This window comes from Streptomyces sp. NPDC008137, assembly GCF_042957035.1.
Lineage (GTDB): Bacteria > Actinomycetota > Actinomycetes > Streptomycetales > Streptomycetaceae > Streptomyces.
Genome location: NZ_JBIBHN010000003.1, coordinates 315,300 through 340,985 on the forward strand (window position 1 = coordinate 315,300; position 25,686 = coordinate 340,985).

Consider the following 25,686-nt stretch of genomic DNA (forward strand, 5'->3'; position numbering starts at 1 on the left):
CCGGGTGGTCACGCGAGAGCGGTTCTTCGGACCGCCCGGCCCGCCAGGACGTCCGTACGCCGGCCGTCCTCGATCACGAAGCGGCCGTCGACCAGGACGTACGGGATACCCGTCGGGAGCGTGCGGGGTTCGGAGAAGGTTGACCCCGCCGCCACCGTCGCCGGGTCGAAGAGGACCAGGTCGGCGACGTACCCCTCGCGCACCAGGCCCCGGTCCGGCAGTCGCAGCCGGGCCGCCGGGCGCGAGGTGAGGTGCGCTACGCACTCCTCCAGCGACAGCACCCCCAGCTCCCGCACGTAGTGCCCGAGGTAGTGCGGGAACGTGCCGTAGGCGCGCGGGTGCGGCTTGGCGCCCTGGAGGATGCCGTCCGAGCCGCCGGTGTGCACCCGGTGGCGCATGATCGCCCGGACGTTCTCCTCGTGGCCGACGTGCTGGAGGATCGTCGGGGCCAGCCGGTCGGCCAGCAGCAGTCCGCGCGCGGTCGTCCAGGGGGCCTCGCCCCGCGCGTCCGCCGACTCCCGGACCGTCCGGCCGACGAACCCGGCCAGGGCCGGATCGCCCACGCCGGAGATCTCGATGGTGTCCCACTCGATGGGCACGCCGTGACAGCCGTCCGAGCCCGTGACCTCCAGGTCGTGGCGGATCCGAGCCGCCGTCCCCTCGTCCGCCAGCCGCTTCAGGGCCGTCTCGGGGCCGCCCTCGTTCGCCCAGCTCGGCAGCATGGCCGCCAGCGTCGTGCAGCCCGGCGTGTAGGGGTAGGTGTCGAGGCTGATGTCGGCCCCGGCCGCCAGCGCCTCGTCCAGGAGGGCGAGCAGCTCCGGCGCCCGGCCCTTGTTCACACCGAAGTTCATGGTGGCGTGGGCGAGATGCAGGGAGCAGCCCGCCTCCCGGGTCAGCGCGACCATCTCCTCGTACGCCTCCAGCGCGCCGGCGCCGTAGGAGCGGTGGTGCGGGCAGTAGTAGCCGCCGTACGACGCCACCACCCGGCACAGCTCGGTCAGTTCGGCGTCCTTCGCGTACATGCCGGGCGTGTACGTCAGCCCGGACGACATGCCGACCGCGCCCTGCTCCATGCCCTCGGCGACCAACTGCCGCATCCGGTCCAGCTCTTCGGGGGTCGCCTCGCGGTCCTCCCAGCCGACGGCGAGCGCGCGGACCGTGCCCTGGGGGATCAGATAGGCCGCGTTGACCGCGATCCCCCGGTCCAGCCGGTCCAGGTACTCGCCCACCGACCGCCAGTCGAAGTCGATGTCGTCCCCGGAGCCGTTCCACCCGGCGATCGCCCGCCGCACCTCGCCGAGCGTGCGGTCGTCGACCGGCGCGTACGACAGCCCGTCCTGGCCGATGACCTCCAGGGTGACGCCCTGCGCGGCCTTGGCGCTGTGGTCGGGGTCGCGCAGCAGGGCCAGGTCGCTGTGGGCGTGCATGTCGACAAAGCCGGGGGAGAGGACGAGACCCTCCGCGTCCAGCTCCCGGCGCGCCCGAGGCCGCTGGCAGCCGGCCGCCGCCGCCTCCTTGACGATCGACACGATCCGGCCGCCGTCGACCACGACATCGGCCCGGTACGAGGGTCCGCCGGAGCCGTCCACGACCTCCGCGTCCCGGATGACGAGCTCTTCCATCGCGGGCCTCCTCAGAAGAACGTACGGACGTAGTCGACGACCGTCCCGTCCGCCGCCACGACCGGGATCAGCTGCCACTTGTCGAACGACGTGCACGGATGGGACAGCCCCAGACCGACCCAGTCACCGACCTCCAGATCCGCCTCCGGCGTGGTGCTCAGCCAGGCGTGCTGGTCGGACAGGCCGGTCACCGACACCCCGGTGGCCGGGCGCTCGGCGCCGTCCCGGCGGATCACCTGCGCGAAGGGCAGATCGAGGTCGTAGGCCGCGTCCCGCTTGCCCGCGTTGACGAAGGCCTGCTCGGCGGAGGGCCGCGACACCACCTGCGTCCACAGGCGGAACGCCGGCTCCAGGGCGCCCTCCTCGGGGACCCGGTTGAACGGGGTCAGCTTGCGGTAGTGGCCGTCGTCGTGCGAGACGTAGGCGCCCGAGCGCAGCAGCTTGCAGACGGGCCGGGAGAGTCCGGGGATCTCCGCGAAGACCTCGGCGACCGCGTCGAACCAGGCGCTGCCGCCCGCGCTGACGACGATCTCGTCCACGCCCTCGAAGCGCCCGGCCCCGTCGAAGCCGACGGCGAGCGCGACCAGCCGCCGCAGCCACGCCGTCACCCGCTCCTGGTCGGCCTTCGGCACCTCGCCCTCGTAGCCCGCGACACCGACGAGCCGCAGGGTCCGGGTGCGCGCCACCGCGTCCGCGACCGCCGCGCACTCCGCCTCCGTGCGGACCCCGGTCCGGGCGCCCTCCCCGGCCGCGAGTTCGACGACGACGTCCACCGGCCGCACGGAACCGCCGAGGGCCGCGTCCATCAGCTCGACTCCGCGCACGGAGTCGACGTAGCAGACGAAGCGGAAGTCCGGGTCGGCGTCCAGCTCGGCGGAGACCCAGCGCAGGGCCGCCGCGTCGACCAGCTCGTTCGCGAGGAAGATCCGCCGGGTCCCGAACGCCCGCGCCACCCGCGCCTGGTGGGGGACCGCCAGGGTGATGCCCCACGCCCCGTGTTCGATCTGCCGCTGGAACAGTTGCGGGGCCATGGAGGTCTTGCCGTGCGGCGCGAAGACCAGGCCGTGCCGGGCCGCGTACGTCTCCATGAGCTTCAGGTTGTGCTCCAGGCGCTCGGCGGACAGCGCGAGCACGGGCGTGGCGAAGCCGCCGGTGAACAGATCGCGTCGCTGGGCGGCCAGCTCGCCCACCGTCAGCCCGTCGGCGTCCGGCGGGAGGCCCTTGAAGCGGTGGTCGACGCGCTCTGCGGCGAGCCGGGCGAGGGACTCGGCGGCGGTGTCGACTGGCATGGAGCCTCCTGATCAGCTGTGTTGCATTCTCTGCAATCTGCATTGCGTATGTCGATGCACGCTGTCTAACATCTCGGCCACCCGCGGTCAATGAAACGGCCGTCCACTGAACCGACCAGGAGCTACGAGCATCGTGACCCCCACCGGACCCTGCAACGCCCCCGACGTCGTGGACGTCGTCGCGCTCGGCGAGTCCATGGTCACGTTCCTGCCCTCCCGGCCGGGGCGGCTCGCCGACGTGCCCTCCTTCGACCGGGGCATCGGCGGGGCCGAGTCGAACGTGGCGTGCGTACTGGCCGCCGCCGGGCACTCCGTGCGGTGGGTGAGCCGGGTGGGCGACGACCCGTTCGGTGATCACCTGGTCGAGGCGATCGGCGGGTACGGGGTCGACGTGGCACACGTCCGGCGTGACCCCGGCCGCCCCACCGGCATCTACTTCCGCACCGCCGGGGACCGGGCCACCGACGCGCACGAGGTGGCGTACTACCGGGCCGGTTCCGCCGCGTCCGCGATGAGCGTGACGGACCCCGAGCCGGCGGCGGTGCGCGCCGGGCGCGTGCTGCACCTGTCGGGGATCACGCCCGCGCTGTCCGCGAGCTGCCTGGAGCTGATGCGCGAGCTGACCGCCCGCAGGCCCGGCCGCCCCCTGGTCTCCTTCGACGTCAACCACCGGCCCGGACTCTGGAGCGACACCGACGCGCCCCGCGTCCTGCGGGACCTCGCCCGGGGCGCCGACCTCGTCTTCGTGGGACAGGACGAGGCCTGGGGGCTGCACAGTCCCGAGGCCGTCCGCGCAGCCCTTCCCGAACCCGAGGTGCTGGTCGTCAAGCAGGGCGCCAAGGGAGCCACCGTCTTCGAGAAGCGGGACGTCACCTTCGTCCCCGCCCCCCGGGTCGACGTCGTCGCCGAGGTCGGCGCGGGCGACGCCTTCGCCGCCGGGTTCCTCTCCGCCACCCTGCGCGGCCTGCCCGTCCGGGACCGGCTGCGGCACGGGCACCTGATGGCCGCCGCCGCGCTCACCGTCCCCGGCGACCACGCCACACCCCCCTCCCGGGAGCACGCCGACCGGCTCGCCGCCCTGGACGACGCCGCATGGGGGAGACTGCGACTCGGCCCGGGCTGGACCGAGGAGACGCAGCGGGCCGACGAGGAGGTACGTACGCCATGAGCCAGACCGTCGACCGCGCGCTGAGCATCCTGCCGCTGCTCGCCGAGGGCCCCGCCGACCTGGGGCAGGTCGCCGACCGCCTCGACGTGCACAAGTCCACGGCCCTGCGCCTGCTGCGCACCCTCCACGAGCACGGCCTCGTCTACCGCCAGTCCGACCAGCGCTACCGCCTCGGCGCCCGCCTCTTCGCGCTCGCCCAGGAGGCGATGGAGAACCTCGACGTCCGCGAGATCGCCCATCCCCACCTGGTCCGCCTCAACGAGAGCTGCGGCCACACCGTGCACCTCGCCGTGTACGAGGAGAACGAGGTCCTCTACATCGACAAGGTCGAGAGCCGCTACCCCGTGCGGATGTACTCCCGCATCGGCAAACCGGTCGCCATCACCGTCGCCGCCGTCGCGAAGCTGCTGCTCGCCGACCTGCCCGAGCACGAGCGGCGGGCCGTGGCCGAGAAGCTCGACTACCCCACGTACACGGCCCGTTCGACACCCAACGCCGGCGCGTTCCTGCGGGAGCTGGACAAGGTGCGCGAACAGGGCTGGGCCACCGACCTCGGCGGCCACGAGGAGTCCATCAACTGCGTCGCGGCGCCCATCCGCGGCGCCGACGGCCGGGTCGTCGCCGCGATGTCGGTCTCCGCGCCGAACGTCGTCGTCACCGCCGACGAACTCCTCACCCTCCTGCCGCTGGTGCGCCGTACGGCGGACGCCATCAGCGGCGAGTACTCCGGCAGGACACCAGTGAAGGGCACCGTATGACGGACAAGATCGCACTCACCCCGAAGACCCACACCACGCCGCCGGCGAAGTTCTCGCACGGTGTGCGGAAGGGCAACATCCTCCAGGTCGCCGGCCAGGTCGGCTTCCTGCCCGCCGAGGAGGGCAAGGCGCCCACCCCCGCCGGGCCGACCCTGCGCGAGCAGACTCTCCAGACCCTGGCCAACGTCAAGGCGATCCTGGAGGAGGGCGGCTCCGGCTGGGACGACGTGATGATGATCCGCGTCTACCTCACCGACGTCGACCACTTCGCCGAGATGAACGCGATCTACAACGCGTACTTCGAGGAGCAGGGCCTGACCCAGCCGCCCGCCGCGCGCACCACGGTCTACGTCGGCCTGCCCGCGGGTCTCCTCATCGAGATCGACGCGCTCGCCGTACTCGGCTGACCCTCCACCCCACCTCGCTCGTTCAGGCGCGGCGCCACCGGTGCGCCGCGCCGCGCTCCCCCCTACCCCGAAACCGCATGCATTTACGTAGAGGACCCCCGAATGTCCCTTCCGCTCGCCGCGTCCGCCCCTGCCGAGACCCCACCCCACACCGGAGGCCTGCTCCTCCTCGTGGACGGCACGGCCGGACTGCTGCTCACCGCCGCCCTCGGTATCGGGCTCCTGCTGTTCCTCATCATCAGGATGAGACTGCAGCCGTTCGTCGCGCTGCTCGCGGTCTCCATAGCCGTCGGCCTCGCGGCCGGTCTCTCGGTCACCGAACTCTTCGGCACGGTCCAGAAGTCGGACGCCGTCTCCACCATCGAGTCCGGCATGGGCGGCATCCTCGGCCATGTCGCCATCATCATCGGCCTCGGCACCATGCTCGGCGCGATCCTCGAAGTCAGCGGCGGCGCCGAGGTGCTGGCGGGCCGTCTGCTCGGCCTGTTCGGCGAGAAGCGCGCCCCCCTCGCCATGGGCCTCACGGGCCTGATCTTCGGCATCCCGGTCTTCTTCGACGTCGGCATCTTCGTCCTGGCCCCGATCGTCTACGCCGCCGCCAAGCGCTCCGGCAAGTCGATCCTGCTCTACTGTCTGCCCCTGCTCGCGGGCCTCTCCGTCACCCACGCCTTCCTGCCGCCGCACCCCGGCCCGGTGGCCGCCGCCGGACTCCTCCACGTCGACCTCGGCTGGGTCATCCTCATGGGCATCGTCTGCGGACTGCCCGCCGTGCTGGCCGCGTGGGCGTACTCCGCGTGGATCGGCCGCCGCATCTTCGTCGCCGTGCCGCAGGACATGGTCGAGGCGTCGGAGGAGGCCAAGCAGGCCGTCCTCGACGAGCAGCGGGCGACCGGCACCGAGCCGCGCGAGCAGCCTGTCTCCCTCGGCACGGTCCTCGGCATCATCGGCACCCCGCTGGTCCTGATCCTGGCCGCGACGTTCTCCTCGATCGCCCTGGACCCCTCCACGCTCCGCTCGGTGATCGAGTTCTTCGGCAACCCCTTCGTGGCGCTCACCCTCGCCCTGTTCCTCGCGTACTACCTGCTCGGCATCCGGCGCGGCTGGTCCCGCAAGTCCCTGGAGACGGTGTCCACGGCGTCCCTCAAGCCGGTCGGCAACATCCTGCTCGTCGTCGGCGCGGGCGGCGTCTTCGGCGCCGTCCTCAAGGCCAGCGGCGTCGCCCAGGCCCTCTCCGACACGTTCAACGACGTGGGCCTGCCGGTGATCGTCCTCTCCTACCTGATCTCCGTGGTCCTGCGCGTCGCCCAGGGCTCGGCGACGGTCGCCATCGTGACGACGGCGGGCATCGTGGCGCCGCTCCTCTCCGAGGGAGACCACTCCCAGGCCTTCGTCGCCCTGGTCATCATGTCCATCTCGGCCGGCTCCATCTTCGCCTCGCACGTCAACGACGGCGGCTTCTGGATGGTGGCCAAGTACTTCGGCATCAGCGAGCGGGACACGCTCAAGACCTGGACCGTGCTGGAGAGTGTGCTCTCGGTCGCGGGGTTCGTCGTGGCGGCGGTTTTGAGCCTGTTCGTGTAGGCGTCTCATAACGATGCCGGGGCTGGCTGTGTGCCGCACAGGTTTGTCGACCATACTGCTGCGCTGTGGAGCAGCGCATAGGTTCGAGCAGCCAGCCCCTGGAAGGCGCCGGATTCGACCCGGCCTTCATCCCCGGGCTCACGTCACCCGCGTCCGGACGGACGGAGGACGAGAAGCCGGAGAAGGAGCCCGAGGTCGCGGAGGCCGAAGACGCCGAGGAGACCGAGGGGGCCGAAGAGGCCGCCCCGGAGCCGGTGGAGGACGCCGCATCGGAAGGCGGTCCCGTCTTCGAGGCCTCCGACCGCCGCGCGAAACTGGTCGCCGACCACAGAGGGGTACGACTCTCCCTGGACGACCAGGAATGCGAGTTCCGCTGGGACGAGATCGGCGCGGTCGAGACGGAGACCGCCCGCTTCGGCAAGCGCTACACCGTCACCGTCCACACCCCTGACCGGCGCTGGTACCCGATCGAGATCGAGGCACCGGCCAGGAGCCGTTTCACGGAGTGGGACGAGCAGTTGGACGCGGTACTCGACGCCTACTTCGAGGACGCCGAACCCGAGGGGCGCGAGGAACCGCGCACCTAACCGCAGTACTGGGTTTCTTTACCGATCGACCGGTACATGCAGTCGGCGTTCTCCAGCAGCTGCAGCACCGCATCGCGGTTACGCGAAGTCTCCCGCTCGATCACCTCGTCGGGCGGGTAGAACCCACCCCCACCGGACCTCGGATACATCTCGAACGTGTACCCGAAGATCTTGTGCGTGCCCCAGAGGTAGTCGTCGATCGACCCGTCCGTGATGTACAGGTCGCTCGACTGCTCCGCCGTGTAGCCGTTGCTCGCGGCCATCTTCTGCCCGACCGTCTTGAACGCCGCGTGGTCGTCCGCGGTCATCCCGGTCGTGGTGTCCGAGTACGTGTAGCCGAACGGCCACAGCACCAGCTCGCTGTACGTGTGGAAGTCGACACCGGCCCTGATCTGCTGCTTCCCGCCGACGACCCGGCTGCGCACGAAGTCGGCGACGACCTTCACCTCGGGTGCGGACTCGGCCGCCGTGCCCCGGTAGGTGTCGGAGGACGCCGAGCCGGAGGAGCCGCCGCAGCAGCCCCAGCGGTAGTTCCAGTTGCGGTTCAGGTCTGTGCCGACGTACGACGAACCCGAGTTGGGCTGGCGGTTCTTGCGCCACGAGCGGTACGACCCGGTGGCGATGTCGTACTCGCCGCCGTCCGGGTTGAGGTCCGGGACGATCCAGATCTCGCGGTTGTTCACCATGCTGGTGACGCGTGAGTCGGATCCGTAGTCGGAGGTCAGCTCACGCAGCAGGTAGAGCGCCATCTCGACGGTCAGGTGCTCGCGGGCGTGCTGGTGGTGCGTGAACAGCACCTCCGGCTCGGCCTCGTCGCTGCCCACGTTGTCGCTGATCTTGAGGGCGACGATGTCCCGGCCCTGGTACGACTTGCCGATCACGCGCCGGCTCGCGATCGACGGGTTGGCCGAGACGATGGAGTTGATCTCGGTCGTCATCTCCGCGTAGTTGTGGTAGCGCGAGTCGGCGGACGGGAAGTCGAGGATCCGGACGTCGTCCTCGCCCGCGGACCGGTCGGGCACCGCGCCGAGCGCGGTGACCTCGTAGCCCAGCGCGCGCAGCTTCCTGATCTGGTCCGCGCGCCCGGAGACGACGACACCGTGGCTGTGGGACTCGTCCACGGTGACGCCCGTGCGCTGAAGTGCCGTGCGGTCCTTGGCCGTCGCGTGCAGATGGACCTCGTACTGCCTGACGTCGTCGGCCGAGGGGGCCGCCTTGGGGGCGCTGTCGGCGGTGGCGTCCGGCGCCGTCGCCGAGAGGGGCGCCGCGAGGGCGAGTGCGAGAAGGGCGGCGAGGGCGGCGGTGCGTCTGCCCGTGCCGGGCCCGGAGCCTCGTATGCGAAGTCGCATGAAATCTCCTTGTGGGAGGTGGGGTTGTTCGTGCGACGTACGTAGTGCGGGTGGCGCAATCGTTCTGCTAATGGCATGAGCAGGTCAAGACTGAAAACGGTCGCGCAGTGTACGCGTGCGGCGTGGCCGTCGAGGTGTCACGGGCGAAGTACACCCACGGGTGTGACTCCCGCGTGCATAGATGTATGGGGCGGGGGAGAGTGAGGATCCGCGCAAGGGGAGCCGGGCTGTCCGGGTCCTCGGAACACACCCCCCAGAGGACTGGCTGATCATGGGCGGATCAGCGCCACGACGGGACCACCAGCTGCCGGCCGAGACGACCAGCTTCGTCGACCGGCGTGGCGAACTGACCGAAGGCCGCGAACTGCTGTCCCGCGCACGGCTGGTGACGCTCACCGGACCGGGCGGCGTCGGCAAGACCCGGCTCGCCGCGCGCATCGCGGCCCGCGTGCGGCGCGCCTTCCCTGACGGCGTGTGCTTCGTGCACCTCTCCGGGGTGCACGACCCGGCGCTCGTCCCGCTCGCCGCCGCCGACGCGCTGGGACTGCACGACCACTCCGCCCAGCCGCCGCTGGACGCCCTCGTCGAGCAGGTACGGGACCGGCGACTGCTCCTCGTCGTCGACAACTGCGAGCACCTGGCGGGCGCGTGCGCCCGGCTGGCCGCGGCCCTGCTGCACGGCACCGAGGGCGTCCGGATCCTCGCCACCAGCAGGCACCGGCTCGGCCTCACCGAGGAGCATCTGCTGGAGGTGCGGCCGCTGCAGGTGCCCGACCCGGACGGCGACCTGTCCGCCGCCGAGGGCTATCCGGCCCTCACGCTCTTCGCCGACCGCGCGGCCGCCGTCGTTCCCGGCTTCCGCCTGACTCCCGGCAACCTGGCCTCCGTGGCCCGCCTCTGCCGCCGCCTGGACGGCCTGCCCCTGGCCATCGAACTCGCCGCCGTCCGGATGCGCGTCCTCGACGTCGACCAGCTCCTCGACCGCCTCGACGACCGCTACCGCTTCCTCACCACCGGCAGCCCCGCGGCCCTGCCCCGCCACCAGACCCTGCGGGCGGCGGTCGCCTGGAGCCACGACCTGTGCACCGGCCCCGAGCAGGTGGTCTGGTCCCGCCTGTCGGTCCTGCCGGGCGGCTTCGACCTGGAGACGGCGGAGGCGGTGTGCGCGGACGACCCGACGCCCCCCGCCCTTGACCCGGTCGACGGGATCGCGCCGGGGCCCGTGCTCAGCCGCCATTCCCTGCCCGCTCCGCGCGCCGGTGCGGGCCCTGGCGGGCCGCTGCTCCTGAGTGTGCCCGGCCCTGGCCGTGGGTCTCCGCCCCGGCCCGTTCCGTGTCCGGGTGGTGTGCCGTTGCCTCTGGCCGTGTCTGGTCCTGGTGGGTCGCTGCTCGTGGGTGTGCCCGGCCTCGACGGCATGTCTCCGCCCCGGCCCGTTCCGTGTCACGTGTCCCCGGCCGGTGATGACGCCGGGGACGCCGTAGGCAGCCGGCAAGCCGGGCCGGGTCCGGTCGGGCTCCGTGTCGATGAGGTCCTCGACGCCGTCGCCGGGCTCGTGGACAAGTCCGTGCTGTGCCGGGAGCCGGGGCCCGGCGGGGTGCGGTACCGGATGCTGGACACGTTGCGGCAGTACGGGCTGGAGCGGTTGCGGCGGAGGGCGGGGGAGGAGGGGGCCGCGCGGCGGCGGCAGCGGGACCGGATGCTGTGGCAGGCCGAGGAGTGTGAGCGCGGCTGGTTCGGGCCCGGGCAGCCGGAGACCGTCGCGCGGCTGCGCGCCGACCGGGACAATCTGCGTGCCGCCCTCGACTTCAGCCTGGCCACCCCGGGCGAGGAACGCGCCGGACTCAGGCTCGCCGGCGCCCTCTGGTTCTACTGGCACGCCTGCGGCGCCCCCCGCGAGGGCCTGTACTGGCTCGAACGGGCCCTGGCCGCCAGCCCCGAACCCACCCGGGAACGGGCCCGCGGCCTCTGGGTCGCCGGACTGCTGGCCGCCACCACCCAGGACTTCCCCCGGGGCCGCCGCCAGGCCGCGGACGCCCTCGCCCTCGCCCGTGCCCTGGGCGACACCGCCGAGGCCGCCCACGCCGAGTACGTCATCGGCGTCATCCGGCTGTTCGGCGACGACCTGCCCGGGGCTCTGACGCACTTCGAAGCCACCGTCGCCCGCGGCCCCGTACCCGGCCAGCACCTGAGCCTCGTAGGCCTCGACCAGGTCGAACTCGCCTGCGCGCTGGGCTTCCTGGGCGAGGCCGACCGGGCCGTCGAGGTCTGCGAGCGGGCCCTGCTGCTCTGCGAGCGGCACGGCGAGCAGTGGGTACGGTCGTACGTGCTGCGCATCCTCGCCCTCGCGCACACCGTCCGCCGCGACTGGCCCCGGGCCGAGCGGCACGCTCGCGAGGCACTGCGGCTCAAACACGCCGTCCACGACATCATCGGCATCGCCCTGACCCTCGACCTGCTCGCGTCGATCGCCGCCGAACGCGGCAACCACCGGCACGCGGCCCTGCTGATGGGCGGCGCCGACCGCGTCTGGGCCGACATCGACACCGGCCGCTGGGGCGCGCACACCCTCAACTCCGTACGCCGGGACAGCGAGGAGCGGGCCGGCCGGGCCCTGGGCCGGGACGCCTTCGAGCGGGCCCACCGGCGCGGCGGCGGACTCGGCCTCGCCGAACTCGTCGGCCAGGCCCTCCAGGAGCCGGTCCGCCCGCGCCCCGGGGACTCCCCGGCCCCGCACGACGACACCGCGGTCCGCCTGACCCGCCGCGAGTCGGAGGTCGCCCGGCTGGTCGCCGAGGGGCTCGCCAACCAGCAGATCGCCGACCGCCTGGTGATCGCCCGCCGCACCGCCGAAGGCCATGTGGAACGCATCCTCAGCAAGCTCGGCTTCAGCAACCGCAGTCAGATCGCCGCCTGGGTGACGGCGCAGAACTGACCCTCCCGCACCGGAACACCCACCCACCTCCCGAGGGGAACAGATGACCGTCCAACAGCCCTCCCTACCCGCCCCGTTCGACCACCGCATGGCCGTCTTCGACTCCGACGAGGACTTCGTGGCCGCCGCCCTGCCCTTCCTCGGCGAAGGCCTCGCCGCCCTCGGCGAACCACCGCCCGTGGCCATCGCCGACCCCCGCAACCTGGACCTGCTCCGGGACGCCCTCGGCGGCGACGCCAAGGACATCACCTGCATCCCGCACACCGACTGGTACACCGGCTCCGCCGCCAACGCCGTGGCCCGGGCCGCCGCCTACCTCGCCGCCCACGCCGCCCCGGGCGGCCGGATCCACCTCCTCATGGAGCCCGTGTGGAGCGGCCGAGCCGGCCGTTCGGCCCGCGAGACCACCGAGTGGATCCGCTACGAGGCCCTCGCCAACCCCCTCTTCGCCCCGATGGCCACCACCGCCATGTGCGCCTACGACACCCGCACCGCCGGACCCGCCGTCGTCGCCGCGGCCCGCCGCACCCACCCCGACACGGAGGTGTACGAGGACCCGGTACGGCTCGCGGCCGAACTCGACGCCGTACCGCTGCCGCTGCCCCCGTCCGGCGCCGAGCGCCTCGCCCAGCCGCACGCCGCGGCCGTACGGTCCTGGGCGCGGACCCGCGGCCTGCCCGCCGCCGACGCCGAGCTGTTCGGGACGGCCGTCGCGGAGACGGCGGCGGCCCTCGCCCCCCTGGACGGCGCTGCCCTGCTGTGGGGCGAGGCGCCCGCCTGCGTCTGCGAACTGCGTTCCCTCCGCCGGGTCGACGACCCGCTCGCCGGCTTCGTCCCGCCACCGCCCACCGGCCAGGACCCCGGACCGGGCCTGTGGTACGCCCGCCAGGTCTGCGCGTACGTCGACATCCGCGACGACAGCGAGGGCGCCACGGTCCGTCTGCAGTACGCGTGACCTGCACAAGCAGGTAGGGGATCGGGTAGTCCTCCCCCTGCGCCGGACCACCCCCGGGGATCACCCTGGACCCATGCTGCAACTCTCCGGGCGCCACCTCCCGGACCCCGACGCACGGTACGGTCCGTTCCCCCAGCCACCCCTGGGAGCGGGCCACCTCAGCGTCGAGTACGGGCCCCGGCTCTCCGCCGTCCGCGAGGCGCGCGCGGAGGTCCGCAGACAGCTGGAAGGCTGGGGGCTCGCGGAACGCGGGGAGGTGGCGGACGTCGCCGAGCTGCTCGTCGGCGAGCTGGCCACCAACGCCCTGGTGCACGCCGAGAGCGGCTTCCGGCTGTCCCTCTTCGCCTCGCACGGCGTACTGCGCTGCGAGGTCGCCGACGCGGAGCGCCGGGTGCCGCGGGTGCTGGACGCGGGCACCGGGGAGAACGGCCGTGGGATGTTCCTGGTGGACGCGCTCGCCCGGCGCTGGGGCTGCCACCGGGACGGGCCGGGCAAGACCGTGTGGTTCGAGCTCGGTACGTGTGGGGCGGACGGCTGTGGTCGGCGACAGCCGTGACGCTCCGCTGGGGTGGGCCGTGGGCGGTGCGTTGTGCCGCCTCGGCCTGTCTCCGGGCTGCGGGTTGTCCGTGGTCGCTCGCGCCCACGCGGCGGAGCCGCAGATCGACACAGCCCCGCGCCCCTTGAGGTGATTGCGCTCCTGCCCTCTTGTCGGGCCGGGTTCTTTGCGGTTTCTTGATCTGTATGGCCGAGATCACGGATCACACGGGTGCGCAGGAGTCCCAGCCGCGTAAGGCGAGCTGGAAGTACATCGGGCCGGGCATCGTCGTCGCGGCGACCGGTGTCGGTGCCGGTGACCTGGTCGCCACGCTCATCGCGGGCAGCAACTTCGGCTACACCCTGCTGTGGGCCGCGATCATCGGCTGCCTGGTGAAGATCTCGCTGGCCGAGGCGGCGGGCCGCTGGCATCTGTCCACGGGCCGCACCCTGTTCGACGGCTGGGCGAGCCTCGGCCGCTGGACCACGTGGTTCTTCGCCGTGTACGTCGTCGTCTGGGGCTTCGTCTACGGCGCGGCGGCGATGTCGTCGAGCGCGCTGCCGCTGCAGGCGCTGTTCCCGGACGTGATGGACCTGAAGTGGTGGGCCATCGCCTGCGGCCTGGTCGGCCTGGTCTTCGTCTGGTTCAACAAGTACGCCGTGTTCGAGAAGGTCATGACGGTCCTGGTGGGCGTCATGTTCGTGGTGACGGTGTACCTGGCCATCCGGGTCACCCCGAACATCGGCGACGCCTTCGCCGGACTCCTCCCCGTCCTGCCCGACGAGAAGGACTCGATCCTCAACACCCTGGGCCTGATCGGCGGCGTCGGCGGCACCATCACGCTCGCGGCGTACGGCTACTGGGTCAACGCCAAGGGCTGGACCGACACCGGCTGGATGAAGGTCATGCGCCTGGACAACCGCGTCGCCTACGCCACGACCGGCATCTTCGTGATCGCCATGCTCTTCGTCGGCGCGGAGCTGCTCCACTCGGCCAACATCGCGATCTCGAGCGGCGACAAGGGCCTGATCCAGCTGGGCGACATCCTGGAGGCGGAGTACGGCGCGGCGACGGCGAAGTTCTTCCTGATCGGCTTCTTCGCCACGTCGTTCACCTCGCTGATCGGCGTCTGGCACGGCGTGAGCCTGATGTTCGCCGACTTCACGGCACGGCTGTCGGGCAAGGAGGCCGTCAAGGGCGAGGAGATCGCCTCCGGCAAGCGCGAACGCTCCTGGCCCTTCCGCGCCTACCTGCTCTGGCTCACCTTCCCGCCGATGGTGCTCCTCTTCGAGGACGAGCCCTTCCGTCTGGTCATCATCTACGGCGTCCTCGGCGCGGCCTTCCTGCCCTTCCTCGCCGGCACCCTGCTGTGGCTGCTGAACTCCAGCCGTACGCCGAGGCAGTGGCGCAACGGCCCGTTGAGCAATGCCATGCTCGCCATCGCGGGCCTGCTGTTCCTCGTCCTGTGCGTGAAGCAGATCTGGGACCAGCCGTGGGGGGACTTCTTCTAGGCAGCGAGGCGGGCCGGGAGGCGGGCGGGGAGAATCGACGGATGACCGAGCAGCCACTCCCACCACCCGGCCCCGGCTTCGGCCCGCCCCCACCGCAGTACGCGCCCGCGCGGCCCGCCTACGCGCCGCCGCCCGTCCCGTACCCGCCCGCACCGGCCCCGTACCCGCCGACCCCGCCCCCGTACGCCCAGAACCCGCCCCAGCAGCCGGCCCCGGCCGGACCGGACTTCCTCGCCGTCGACAAACGCAACGCGGTCGTCGTCGACGCGACCGGCGTCGCCTTCGAGGCGGCCGGCCAGACGATCGAGTTCCGCTGGCCCGAGATCCGCGGCGTCCACTACCGGGCGAGCCCCGACGGCAAGGCGCTGATGGTCTCGGTGGTCCACATGGACGGCAGGTTCTACGAGTGCGTGGTGGAGGCCAAGCCCAGGACCCGGCTCCAGGAGTGGTTCCCGCAGCTGGCCTGGGTGCTCGGCCACTACCGGCCGATGGGCTGACGGCGTCCCGGAGCCGCTACGGCAGCCCGTGGACGTGCGGTCCGACCGCGTTCGACCAGGCGTTGCCCGCCGTCGCGTCCCAGTTCGTCGACCAGGTCATCGCGCCCCGCAGGCCGGGATACGTCCGCGGCGGCTTGAAGGAACCGCACCCCGTGCCCTTGGCCAGGCAGTCCAGGGCGTTGTTCACGACGGACGGCGACACATAGCCGCTCCCCGCGCCCCGGGTCGAGGCGGGCAGGCCGAGCCCCACCTGGGACGGGGCCAGGCCGCCCTCCAGATGGATGCAGGCCAGGGCGGTCAGGAAGTCCACCGAGCCCTGGCTGTAGACCTTGCCGTCGCAGCCCAGCATGGAACCGCTGTTGTAGTACTGCATGTTGACGACCGTGAGGATGTCCTTGATGTTCAGGGCGGTCTGGAAGTAGGAGTTCGACGTCGACTGCATGTCGATGGTCTGCGGTGCCATCGTGATGATCAACGACGAGCCCGCCTTCGCCGAGAGCGACCGCAGCGCCTGGGTCATATAGGTCGCGTTGAGGCCGTTCTCCAGGTCGATGTCGACGCCGTCGAAGCCGTACGTCTGCATCAGCGAGTGCACCGAGTTCGCGAAGTTCGCCGCCGAGGCCGCGTCGTTCACCGCCACCGTGCCGCGCTCACCCCCGACCGAGACGATGACCTTCTTCCCGGCGGCCTGCTTGGCCCTGATGTCCGCCTTGAACTGGTCGACGGTGTAGCCGCCGAGACCGGCCGAGTCCAGGTTGAAGGTCACCGCGCCCGGCGTCGAGGTCGCGTCGGCGAAGGCGACGGCGATGATGTCGTACTGCGACTGGACGTCGGCGAGCCTCTGGACCGTGGCCCCGTTGTCGAAGTTCTGCCAGTAGCCGGTCACCGCGTGCTTGGGCAGGGCGGGACCGGGACCGGTCGGCGCGTTCGTCCGGCCCGTCACCGCCGCCGACTTCGGCGACTCTCCCGCCGCGTTGGTCGCCGCGACCTGGAAGGAGTACGAGGTGGAGGAGGCGAGGCCGGTCACGGTCGCCGAGGTGCCGGAGACGGCCGTCACCTTCGTCCCGTCGCGGTAGACGGTGTAACCCGTGGCCCCGGAGACGGTGTTCCACGCCAGCGACACCGACGAGGACGACGTACCGGAGACGTTCAGACCGCCCGGCGCGGCCGGGACCGTGGGGCCGGGGTCGGTGCCGCCGCCCCCGTCGGGCCCGAACACCGACACGTCGTCCGCGTAGTACGCGGCCTGCCCGTACCAGCCGTGCGTGTACACCGTCACCGAGGTCGTCGACGATCCCGTCCTGAAGGTCGTCGACAGCTGCTTCCAGGAGGAGGAGTCCGGGGTCCAGGTGGACACGTCGGTCGTGCCCGTGCCCGAGACGCCGAGGTAGGCGTAGCCGCCCCGGACCCAGGCGCCCAGGGTGTACGTCGAGCCGGGCTTCACCCGCACCGTCTGGGAGCACCGGGCGTTGTCCTGCCCCGCCGGGGTCCCCTTCAGCGCGGCCGTGCCGGCGTGCACCGGGGAGGAGACGGCCGTACCGCTTCCCGCGGAACAGGTCCAGTCGCTCAGGCCCGACTCGAAGCCGGCGTTCCTGGCGTTGTTGACGTCGGCGGCGGAGGCCTGGCCGACGGTCGTGACAGTGAGGGCCAGGGCGGCCAAGAGGGCGCCCGGCCACAGCCGCGGGTATCGCCTACATATGGACATGACAAGAAAATGGTCCAGACCAACCGGCCTGTCAATAGGTTCAGACCAATTCCGGGGCGAGTTCGAGTCCATGGGTGTCGAGCGGCGGGATGCTCAACCTGCCCCGTTTTGACGCATCTTGCGCAATGACAGTTCCTCGCGAGCTACACAAACGCTGTTCTCCGGTCACAGAGCCGTGGATACAGTGCTGAGGTAGTCACGCAGTGAAGTCACCGAAGTGGGCCGGAGTCACACCGGCGCGCCGACGGGCATGGGGAAACGGGGAGCCGCGCGTGCCAACTGCCATTGCCGTGACCAGTGCCGACATGGCACTGCCGCCACAGGACGAACGCACCCTGCCCGCCGTCGTGCTGAGGGACATCGACCGGCGCCCCCTGGAACAGGCGCTCGCCGAGATGCAGACCCTGGTCGAGCACCACGGACACGTCATCGTGGTCTGCTCCCAGGCCGCGCCCACCGCCGTACAGCGCCGGCTGCACACCCTGCGCTCCCTCATGGAGAGCGACCGCATCGCCCTCTTCCGCCCGGACCTGCCCCCGCTCGGACTGGCGGTCCTGGCCCGCCAGTTACGGCAGCTGGCGTCCTGCGACATCAGCCCCGGCGTGCTCGCCTCGGCGGGCCGGCTGCTCGTCCACTACATCCACGCCGGGGCGCTGCTGGGCTCCGTCACCCGGCTCGACCGCGTCCCCGTCGGCCTGAAGTCACACGCCAAGTCCTGGGTCCCGGGCAGCCAGTTCGGCGTCCTCGCCCACCCCGAGCCGCGACTCGTCAGAATCACCCCCGAAGCCGCCCTCCCCGGCCCCGAGTTCGGCACCTGGATGCTCGTCGCCAAGGGGCAGCTCCAGTCCGACTGGGTCACCACCACCCTCGCCCCCTCCTGGAAGGTGCAGGGGCTGCGCGAGATCCCGCTCCCGGCCGAGTCGCCCGACTGGTGGGGCACCGGCAAGCTGATCGAGTTCTGCAGCTTCCTGCCCGACCTGTCGGTCCTCTACCAGCTGGTCACCTCCGTACGGCGCGGCAGCTGCCACTGGTGCGGCATCGACGTCATCGGCGACCGCTGCGTGTTCTGTTCGGCCATGCCACCCGTCTACGACAGCCCGCCCCCCAAGCAGCTCGAGAGCCGAACGGCCGTCGGGGCAACGGGTGGACGCCGCCCGGGGTGAACCCCGACACCGCTCGCCGGCACCGCTCCGATCCCGACCGACCGCTATCCCCAACGAGGTTGCACGGTTCATGAACTCCCGTCAGCGCCGCGGCGTGATTCTCCTGCTCCTGTCGGTCCTCTGCGCCCTGGGCGCCTTCGCCGGCGTGCTCTCCGTCATAGGCGACGTGAAGTCCAAGGTCGGACCCGAGGTCACCGCCTACCGGCTGAAATCCGACGTGCCGCCCTACACCACGCTCACCACGGGCCAGTTCGAGAAGATCAAGATGCCCGAACGCTGGCTGTCCGACAACGCCGTCACCGATCTGCGGGACATCCAGGGCAAGATCGCCGTCACGACCCTGCGCTCGGGCTCCCTGCTCCAGTCCGACATGATCGTCCGCCGGCCCGCCCTCCGGCCGGGCCAGCAGGAGGTCGCCATCATGATCGACGCGGCGACCGGCGTGGCCGGCAAGATCACGCCCGGCTCCTCGGTCAACGTGTACGCCACGTTCGAGGGCAAGCGCGAGGGCGACCCCGACCAGTCGAAGATCATCGTTACCAACGCCGAGGTCATCGACGTGGGCGACCTGACCGCGCTGAAGCCGGACGAGAACAACCGCACCCAGCGGCCCACCGACGCCGTCCCCATCACCTTCGCGCTGTCCGCCCTCGACGCCCAGCGCATCACCTACGCCGAGTCGTTCGCCCAGCGGGTCCGGCTCGCCCTCGTCGCGCCCGGCGGCGACACCACGGTCCCGGAGCAGGACCGGACGTACGAACTCGCGAAGGACAAGTGAGAGGCCCGCATGCCCACGAGGATCCTCCCGGCAGTCGGTGAAGCGGACGCCGTCCGGTCCATCACGACGCTGCTCAGCCAGCTCCCGGACGCCGAGCCGGTGGCCCCGGTGGCCGACTCCACCCAGCTCATCGACACCCTCGCGCGGCTCGCCGCCGAGTCCGTCGACGAACTGCCCGAGGTCGTGGTCGTGCACGAGCGGATCGGCCCGGTCCCCGCGCTGGAGCTGATCCGCGAAGTGGCCCTGCGCTTCCCGGCCGTCGGCGTCATCCTCGTCACCTCGGACGCGAGCCCCGGCCTCTTCCAGGCCGCCATGGACTACGGCGCCCGCGGCCTCGTCGCCCTGCCCCTGAGCTACGAGGAACTGGCCAGCCGCGTCCAGGCGGTCGCCCAGTGGTCCGTCGGTGTACGGCGCCACCTGGGCGCCGGCGGCGACGTCTTCACCGGCGTCGGAGGCACCGTCGTCACCGTCAGCGGCGCCAAGGGCGGAGCCGGAGCCACCCTGACCGCCATCCAGCTCGCCCTCGCCGCCCAGGCCTCCGGCCGCAGCACCGCCCTGGTCGACATGGACCTCCAGACCGGCGACATCGCCTCCTACCTCGACGTCCAGTTCCGCCGCTCCGTCGTCGACCTGGCCGCCATCACGGACATCTCCCCGCGCGTCCTGGCCGACGCGGTCTTCCGCCACGACACCGGCCTCGCCCTGCTGCTAGCCCCCGCCGAAGGGGAACGCGGCGAGGACGTCACCGACCGCGCCGCCCGCCAGATCGTCAGCGCGCTGCGCTCCCGCTACGAGGTCGTCGTCATCGACTGCGGCGCCCAGATCGGCGGCGCGGGCGCGGCGGCCGTGGAGATGGCGGACCGGGCCCTGCTCATCACCACGCCGGACGTGGTCGCCGTACGGGGCGCCAAACGGGCGGTACGGATGTGGGACCGGCTGCAGATCCGCAAGGCCGAGGAGACGACCGTCGTCGTCAACCGGCACAGCCGCGGTACGGAGATCCAGCCGCCCCTGATCCAGAAGATCACCGGCACCGCGGTCGCCGCCACCGTCGTCCCCGCCAACTTCAAGGAACTGCAGAGCGTCGTGGACGCGGGCCGCATCCACGAGCTGGAGAACAAGAGCTCGGTGAAACAGGCCCTGTGGGGCCTGGCGGGGGAGTTGGGCCTGGTCAAGGTCCCGGACGGGGGTCAGAAGGGGGGCCGGGGGGCGGTGGGCTTTCGGCGGAGGAGGGAGGGGGGATGAGAGTGCTTCGTGGTGCACGGGAGCGAGACCGGGGCCAGGTGACCATCGAGTTCCTCGGGATGACACCGACGATCATCGTGACGCTGGTGGCGCTGTGGCAGGTCGTGCTCGTGGGTTACACGTTCATCCTCGCGGGAAACGCGGCGGACGAGGCGGTGCGGGCGGCGACGGCGGCGGAGCCGGGCGCGCGTGACGGTGCCTGCGAGGACGCCGGGCTCAAGCACCTGTCGGAGGCGTGGCGATCCGGTGCGGACGTGACATGCGGCGGCTCCGGTTCCGGTTACGTCACGGCCGACGTGCACCTGGAGGTCCCGATCCTCTTCCCGGGCACGCTGTCCGTTCCGTTCCCGGTGGACGGCCACGCGGGTGCGGTCGAGGAGGCGGACTGAGATGGCGTGTCCCGGCAAGGGCCGTGACCGGGGGCAGGTCGCGATCGAGTTCATCGGCTTCCTGCCGATCCTGATCCTCGTCGGGCTGGCGGCGGTACAACTCGGCCTGATCGCGTACACGGCCCAGCAGGCGGGGACGGCGGCCCGGACCGGGGCGCGCAGTGCGTCGCTGGAGGGGCCGTACGAGGCGGACTGCCGCGCGGCGGTGAGCAGTTGGCTGGCCGATGAAACCGACTGCGGCGCGGCGCCCGGCGCGGACGAGGTCACCGTCACGGCCACCGTGCAGATCCCGTCCCTCGTGCCCGGCTGGGACTTCGACCCGGCGGTCAAGACCGCCACGATGCCGCTCGACCACTGAAAGACGAGCTAGGAGCACCGCACCCATGAGCCTGCGAGCACGCATCAACACCCCCGAGGAGCACGGCAACCGGGGCGAGGACGGCCACATGGTCGCCTCCTACCGGGCCAAGCTCCTGGAGGAGATCGACCTCGCGGAGATGAGCTCGCTGGCCGCCGCCGAGCGCAGGGCGCGGCTGGAGCGGGTGCTCGGGCACATCATCAGCCGCGAGGGCCCGGTCCTGTCGACCGTGGAACGCTCGCAGCTGATCCGCAGGGTGGTCGACGAGGCGCTGGGCCTCGGCATCCTGGAGCCGCTCCTGGAGGACGCCTCCATCACGGAGATCATGGTGAACGGCCCGGACGCGATCTTCGTGGAGCGCGGCGGCCGGGTGGAGCAACTGCCTCTGCGCTTCGCCTCCAACGACCAGCTCATGCAGACGATCGAGCGGATCGTCTCGACGGTCAACCGCCGCGTGGACGAGTCGAACCCGATGGTCGACGCCCGCCTCCCTTCCGGCGAGCGCGTCAACGTCATCATCCCGCCCCTGTCCCTGACGGGCGCCACCCTCACGATCCGCCGCTTCCCGCGCTCCTTCACGCTCCAGGAGCTGATCGGCCTCGGCTCGCTCGACGAGCACATGCTGTACCTGCTGGCGGGCCTGGTGCAGGCGAAGTTCAACGTCATCGTCTCGGGCGCGACGGGCACGGGCAAGACGACCCTGCTCAACGCCCTCTCCGGACTGATCCCCGAGGGCGAGCGCATCATCACCATCGAGGACTCGGCCGAACTCCAGCTCCAGCAGGCCCACGTCATCCGCCTGGAGTCACGCCCGCCGAACGTCGAGGGCAAGGGCCAGGTGTCGATCCGCGACCTGGTCCGCAACTCCCTGCGCATGCGCCCCGACCGCATCGTCGTCGGTGAGGTCCGAGGCGGCGAGTCCCTCGACATGCTGCAAGCCATGTCCACGGGCCACGACGGCTCCCTCGCCACCGTCCACGCCAACAGCGCCGAGGACGCGCTGATGCGCCTCCAGACCCTGGCCTCCATGTCGGACGTGGAGATCCCCTTCGTCGCGCTGCACGACCAGATCAACAGCGCGGTGGACGTCATCGTGCAGCTGACGCGGTTCGCGGACGGCGCCCGCCGCATCACCGAGATCGCCCTGATGGACAGCCACGGCAGCGACCCGTACCGGCTGGTCACGGTCGCCCGTTTCAACGCGCGGCCCATGAGTTCCGACGGCCGTATCCACGGCGCCTTCGAGCACTTCCCCGTCCCACGCCGCACCGCCGACCGCCTCTACATGGCCAGCCAGCCCCTCCCGCAGGCCTTCGGCATCGCCCGGTCCGCGGACCAGCTAGCCACCCGAGAAGCCAGGTAGGACCGACCGATGGATCTGCAAACGCTCATCACGCTCACCACGGGCGTCACCCTGCTGACGTGCGTCCTCGCGGTCGTCGGCCTGCACTCCTACGCCACGGGCAAGGCGCAGCGCCAGGCGCTCGTCGACCGCCTCTCCGCCACCGGCCACGTCCCGGTCGGCGGCCGCCGCCGCAACTTCCAGGGCATCGACCGCCGCCTGCGGCGCACCAGACTCGGCAAGAAGCTGGAACTCCGCCTGGCGGCGACGGGCCTGGACATCACCCCGGGTGAGTTCTTCGTCTACATGCTCGCCACGGTCGCCGGCCTGTGGCTGATCGGCCAGGCGGCCCTGGCCCCGTTCTTCGGCCCGCTGGCGGGCCTGCTCGGCATCGGGGTCGCCGTCCAGTTCCTCAACTGGCAACGCCAGAAACGCATCGAGAAGTTCATCAACCAGCTCCCCGAGATGGCCCGGATCCTCGCCAACGCGACCCAGGCGGGACTCGCTCTGCGCACGGCGATCGGCATGGCGGCGGAGGAGATGGAGGCCCCGGCGGGCGAGGAACTGGGCAAGGTCTCCGCGCAGCTCGCGGTGGGCGCGTCGCTGGACGAGGCACTCGACGAGATGGCGGAGCGCCTCCCGTCCCGCGAACTGGTCGTCCTCGTCACCACCCTCGTCCTGTCCAACCGGGCGGGCGGCCAGGTCGTGAGCGCCCTGCGGAACCTGACGGAGACCCTGGAGGAACGCAAGGAGACCCGACGCGAGGTCCGCACCCAGCTCTCCCAGGTCAGCATGACGTCGTACGCCGTGCCGGTCCTGGGCGTGGGCTCGCTCTTCCTGATGAACGGGGTGAAGGACGGCGCCCTGGACCGCATGACCGGCTCCCCCTTCGGCCAGGGGGCGGTCATCATCGCCTTCGCGCTCTACGCCGTCGGCTTCGTCCTCATCCGCCGCCTGTCCCGCATCGACGTCTGAGAAGCCAGGAGGGAACGGAACCCATGGGACTTCTCCTCGCCCTGCTGATGGGCCTCAGCGTCTGGGGCGTCTTCGCCGGTATCCGCATGTACCGCGCCGAGGCCAAACTGCCGGGGGATCTCGCGTTGGCCCTGGAGGTCGGCTCCACGCGTACGGGAGCAGTGGACTCCCTGATCGACCGCATGGGCATGCGCTACGCCCCCGCGGTCCTGCGCCTGATGGGCCCCAAGCAGGTGGCCAAGTACCGCCGCAAGATCGACCTGGCGGGCAACCCGGGCGGCCTGACGATCGACCGCTACGCGGCCCGCCGGGCGGTCTACGGGGCCCTCGGCGCCGTCGGCTTCCTGGTGTTCCTGATGCGGGGCCAGCTCCTGGTGGCCCTGTTGCTGCTGGCCTTCGGCGCGTTCTGGACGGAGGTGGGCATCTGGTCGGCGATCCGCATCCGCAAGGACGTCATCGAACGGACCCTGCCGGACTTCCTGGACGTCCTCGCCGTCGTGGTCAGCGCCGGCCTCGGCTTCCGCCAGGCCCTGGACCGGGTCGCCTCCAAGTACGAGGGCCCCTGGGCGGACGAACTGCGCATCACCCTCCGCCAGATGGACCTCGGCATGAGCCGCCGCGAGGCCTTCGCGGAACTGCGGCGCCGCAACGACTCCGAGCAGGTCGCCATGTTCGTCACGGCGTTGCAGCAGGGCGAGGAACTGGGCGCCCCGATCGTCGACACGCTGGTGGCCCTCGCCAAGGACATGCGGCGCACGGACGCGCAGAACGCCCGTCGCAAGGCCGCCCGGGCCGTCCCCAAAGCCACGATGATGATCACGACCTTCATGGTCCCGGCCACGATGCTCCTGCTCGGCGCCGGCCTGATCCTCGGCTCGGGCACGGACTTCGGCTCGGTGACGGGCAAGTAGGGGGGCGGGCGACAGCATGTCGATGACAGGGGAACGGACGGGGCTGCTTCGCCGCCGCCGTCCCAGGACACCGGAGATCACCACGCCCCCGGCAGGCACGGTCCTCCCTACCCACGCCCGCACGGGCGCGCCGGACATCCCGGTGACGTCGGCGTTGCCGCCGGGGTGGGAGGCGGTGGAGGGGGGTGGAGTTCAGGGGGATGCGGACGGCGGGTCGGAAGGGCAGGCGGACGGCGAGCCGGATCCGGGTGCGCACGGCCGGTCAGCCGCCGACGGCGCCCCGCCCCGACAGGGGCCACCCGCACCACCCGACAACGAGAGCCGCACGGGTGGTGCGGATGGGAACCCCGTCCCGGCCGAAGGCCGGGGCACGGCCACGGATACCCCCACCAGCCCCGCGATCGACATCCAGGTCAACGCCCTACAGGCACTGTCCCGACAGGTCTTCGGTTTCCGCCTGGCCATGATCGCCCTGGCCACCCCCACCGCCCTCCTCAACGCCAACGAGGGCGTCCCCACCCGCCTGGTGGGCGCAGCCGTAGTAGTCACCTTCATGACGTCCTACGTCCTCTTCAGGGACTGGGAACGCTTCGGCCCCCTCCTCCTCCGCCACCCCACCCTCCTCGCCGCCGACACCCTCTTCGGCGCCCTCCTCCTCATCTCCGCGGGCCCCGACAGCACCCTCGCCTACGTCAGCGTCTGCACCCCCCTCCTGGCCGGCCTCGTCTACGGCTGGCGAGGAGCAGCAGTGTTCGCCAGCCTCCAGGCCCTCCTGCTCCTCCTCATCCACGCGGCACAGGAGAACCCACCCCCCGGCCTCGCGGAGGCGACCCTCCTGCCCGGCCTCTGCGTCGTCGCCGGCGCCGTGGGCTCCAGCCTGCGCAACCTCATGCTCCGCTTCGGCGCGGCCACCCAGGCCCTCACCACCGTCCAGGCCCGGCTCGCCGTGACGGAAGCGGTCAGCGCCGAACGCGCCCGTCTGGCCCGCGAGATGCACGACTCGGTCGCCAAGACCCTGCACGGCGTGGCACTGGCAGCCGACGGCCTGACGACCTCCACAGCCACCGACCAAATGAACCCGACCCTGATCAGACAGCAGGCGGCACTGGTCGCCCGCTCCGCCCGCCGCGCAGCCGCCGAATCCCGCGAGCTCCTGGCGGACCTGCGCCGCGAATCGGACCCGTCCCAGGCCACGGACGTCCTGGTCGAACTGGCCGCCCGCACCCGCGACTTCAGTGCCCGCACCGGCCTCCCCGCCGTCTACCACCCCACCGGCGAGCACTCCGTACCCCCCGTCCCACCCGCCGTGGCCCGCCAGCTCCTCACCATCGCCGCGGAAGCGATGGAGAACGCCCACCGCCACGCACACCCCACCCGCGTCGACGTCAGCGCGGGCGTCCACGGCGACCTGCTCCGCATCAGCGTCCACGACGACGGAAACGGCCTGCCACCCGGCACGACACTCGAACAACTCCGCCGAACGGGCCACTTCGGCCTGGTCGGCATGGTCGAACGCGCCGCCTCGGTGGGCGCCCGCATCCGCATCGGCCGCGGCGGCCACTCCCAGGGCACGGAAGTCCGCCTGGAACTCCCCCTGGCGGCCCTGACCACCCCCACCGCCTGAAAGGA

23 protein-coding genes are annotated in these 25,686 nt (G+C 71.7%); 19 read left to right on the plus strand and 4 right to left on the minus strand.

Going from position 1 to position 25,686, the window contains the following annotated elements:
• Positions 1–8 precede the first annotated feature (8 nt).
• Together ACFZBT_RS07440 and ACFZBT_RS07445 are read right to left on the minus strand one after the other, a co-directional pair.
• The gene (locus tag ACFZBT_RS07440; protein WP_391099515.1) at positions 9–1,622 is read right to left on the minus strand and encodes an amidohydrolase family protein; all 1,614 of its coding nucleotides are present in this window, start codon (positions 1,620–1,622) and stop codon (positions 9–11) included.
• Positions 1,623–1,633: 11 nt separating this feature from the next.
• Positions 1,634–2,911: an alanine racemase gene (locus ACFZBT_RS07445; RefSeq protein ID WP_391099517.1), complete on the minus strand. Its 1,278-nt coding sequence runs from the start codon at positions 2,909–2,911 to the stop codon at positions 1,634–1,636.
• 133 nt (positions 2,912–3,044) lie between these two features.
• Here ACFZBT_RS07445 and ACFZBT_RS07450 point away from each other — a divergent pair, with 133 nt between their 5' ends.
• The 5 genes from ACFZBT_RS07450 (at position 3,045) to ACFZBT_RS07470 (ending at position 7,412) form a co-directional block, all read left to right on the plus strand.
• Positions 3,045–4,079, plus strand: coding sequence for a PfkB family carbohydrate kinase (locus ACFZBT_RS07450; protein WP_391099520.1), 1,035 nt, complete (start codon positions 3,045–3,047; stop codon positions 4,077–4,079).
• The gene (locus ACFZBT_RS07455; protein WP_391099523.1) at positions 4,076–4,837 is read left to right on the plus strand and encodes an IclR family transcriptional regulator C-terminal domain-containing protein; all 762 of its coding nucleotides are present in this window, start codon (positions 4,076–4,078) and stop codon (positions 4,835–4,837) included. Before ACFZBT_RS07450 ends, ACFZBT_RS07455 begins: the two co-directional genes overlap by 4 nt.
• Positions 4,834–5,244 carry a RidA family protein gene (locus ACFZBT_RS07460; protein ID WP_189722954.1) on the plus strand — a complete coding sequence of 137 codons (411 nt, stop codon included), beginning with the start codon at positions 4,834–4,836 and terminating at the stop codon, positions 5,242–5,244. Before ACFZBT_RS07455 ends, ACFZBT_RS07460 begins: the two co-directional genes overlap by 4 nt.
• Positions 5,245–5,346: 102 nt before the next feature.
• Positions 5,347–6,825 carry a gluconate:H+ symporter gene (locus ACFZBT_RS07465; protein ID WP_391099526.1) on the plus strand — a complete coding sequence of 493 codons (1,479 nt, stop codon included), beginning with the start codon at positions 5,347–5,349 and terminating at the stop codon, positions 6,823–6,825.
• Positions 6,826–6,890: 65 nt separating this feature from the next.
• Entirely contained in the window at positions 6,891–7,412 is a 522-nt protein-coding gene (locus ACFZBT_RS07470; RefSeq protein WP_391099529.1) for a hypothetical protein, read from the plus strand.
• Here ACFZBT_RS07470 and ACFZBT_RS07475 read toward each other — a convergent pair.
• Entirely contained in the window at positions 7,409–8,761 is a 1,353-nt protein-coding gene (locus tag ACFZBT_RS07475; RefSeq protein WP_391099531.1) for a M14 family zinc carboxypeptidase, read from the minus strand. The two genes, ACFZBT_RS07470 and ACFZBT_RS07475, sit on opposite strands and share 4 nt — an antisense overlap.
• A 271-nt stretch (positions 8,762–9,032) precedes the next feature.
• Here ACFZBT_RS07475 and ACFZBT_RS07480 point away from each other — a divergent pair, with 271 nt between their 5' ends.
• The 5 genes from ACFZBT_RS07480 to ACFZBT_RS07500 all read left to right on the plus strand — a co-directional run bounded on the left by ACFZBT_RS07480 (position 9,033) and on the right by ACFZBT_RS07500 (position 15,191).
• Positions 9,033–11,693, plus strand: coding sequence for a LuxR C-terminal-related transcriptional regulator (locus ACFZBT_RS07480; protein WP_391099534.1), 2,661 nt, complete (start codon positions 9,033–9,035; stop codon positions 11,691–11,693).
• A 43-nt stretch (positions 11,694–11,736) separates the two neighbouring features.
• Complete coding sequence (locus ACFZBT_RS07485; protein ID WP_391099537.1) at positions 11,737–12,648, plus strand: anti-sigma factor RsbA family regulatory protein; 912 nt, start codon at positions 11,737–11,739, stop codon at positions 12,646–12,648.
• Positions 12,649–12,721: 73 nt separating this feature from the next.
• Positions 12,722–13,204 carry an ATP-binding protein gene (locus ACFZBT_RS07490; protein WP_391099540.1) on the plus strand — a complete coding sequence of 161 codons (483 nt, stop codon included), beginning with the start codon at positions 12,722–12,724 and terminating at the stop codon, positions 13,202–13,204.
• A 185-nt stretch (positions 13,205–13,389) separates the two neighbouring features.
• The gene (locus ACFZBT_RS07495; protein WP_391099543.1) at positions 13,390–14,694 is read left to right on the plus strand and encodes an Nramp family divalent metal transporter; all 1,305 of its coding nucleotides are present in this window, start codon (positions 13,390–13,392) and stop codon (positions 14,692–14,694) included.
• A gap of 41 nt (positions 14,695–14,735) precedes the next feature.
• The gene (locus ACFZBT_RS07500; RefSeq protein WP_391099545.1) at positions 14,736–15,191 is read left to right on the plus strand and encodes a hypothetical protein; all 456 of its coding nucleotides are present in this window, start codon (positions 14,736–14,738) and stop codon (positions 15,189–15,191) included.
• Positions 15,192–15,207: 16 nt separating this feature from the next.
• On the opposite strand, the gene ACFZBT_RS07505 is transcribed toward ACFZBT_RS07500, so the two are convergent.
• Positions 15,208–16,896: a glycosyl hydrolase family 18 protein gene (locus ACFZBT_RS07505; protein WP_391099547.1), complete on the minus strand. Its 1,689-nt coding sequence runs from the start codon at positions 16,894–16,896 to the stop codon at positions 15,208–15,210.
• A gap of 305 nt (positions 16,897–17,201) precedes the next feature.
• On the opposite strand from ACFZBT_RS07505, the gene ACFZBT_RS07510 reads away from it, so the two are divergent.
• The 9 genes from ACFZBT_RS07510 to ACFZBT_RS07550 all read left to right on the plus strand — a co-directional run bounded on the left by ACFZBT_RS07510 (position 17,202) and on the right by ACFZBT_RS07550 (position 25,681).
• On the plus strand, positions 17,202–18,059 hold the full coding sequence (locus tag ACFZBT_RS07510; protein WP_391099888.1) for a hypothetical protein: 858 nt from the start codon (positions 17,202–17,204) through the stop codon (positions 18,057–18,059).
• Positions 18,060–18,129: 70 nt separating this feature from the next.
• The gene (gene cpaB / locus ACFZBT_RS07515) at positions 18,130–18,837 is read left to right on the plus strand and encodes a Flp pilus assembly protein CpaB (RefSeq protein ID WP_391099550.1); all 708 of its coding nucleotides are present in this window, start codon (positions 18,130–18,132) and stop codon (positions 18,835–18,837) included.
• Positions 18,838–18,846: 9 nt separating this feature from the next.
• Positions 18,847–20,082 carry an AAA family ATPase gene (locus tag ACFZBT_RS07520; protein ID WP_391099553.1) on the plus strand — a complete coding sequence of 412 codons (1,236 nt, stop codon included), beginning with the start codon at positions 18,847–18,849 and terminating at the stop codon, positions 20,080–20,082.
• On the plus strand, positions 20,079–20,471 hold the full coding sequence (locus ACFZBT_RS07525; protein WP_391099556.1) for a TadE/TadG family type IV pilus assembly protein: 393 nt from the start codon (positions 20,079–20,081) through the stop codon (positions 20,469–20,471). The genes ACFZBT_RS07520 and ACFZBT_RS07525 overlap by 4 nt, the downstream gene beginning before the upstream one ends.
• Position 20,472: 1 nt before the next feature.
• The gene (locus ACFZBT_RS07530; protein ID WP_391099559.1) at positions 20,473–20,829 is read left to right on the plus strand and encodes a TadE/TadG family type IV pilus assembly protein; all 357 of its coding nucleotides are present in this window, start codon (positions 20,473–20,475) and stop codon (positions 20,827–20,829) included.
• A 25-nt stretch (positions 20,830–20,854) separates the two neighbouring features.
• Entirely contained in the window at positions 20,855–22,192 is a 1,338-nt protein-coding gene (locus tag ACFZBT_RS07535; protein WP_391099561.1) for an ATPase, T2SS/T4P/T4SS family, read from the plus strand.
• A 9-nt stretch (positions 22,193–22,201) separates the two neighbouring features.
• Positions 22,202–23,146, plus strand: coding sequence for a type II secretion system F family protein (locus tag ACFZBT_RS07540; RefSeq protein WP_391099564.1), 945 nt, complete (start codon positions 22,202–22,204; stop codon positions 23,144–23,146).
• A gap of 23 nt (positions 23,147–23,169) precedes the next feature.
• A complete protein-coding gene (locus tag ACFZBT_RS07545; protein WP_391099567.1) occupies positions 23,170–24,057 on the plus strand; it encodes a DUF5936 domain-containing protein in 888 nt (295 codons plus the stop codon).
• 16 nt (positions 24,058–24,073) lie between these two features.
• Complete coding sequence (locus ACFZBT_RS07550; protein WP_391099569.1) at positions 24,074–25,681, plus strand: histidine kinase; 1,608 nt, start codon at positions 24,074–24,076, stop codon at positions 25,679–25,681.
• Positions 25,682–25,686: the final 5 nt, after the last annotated feature.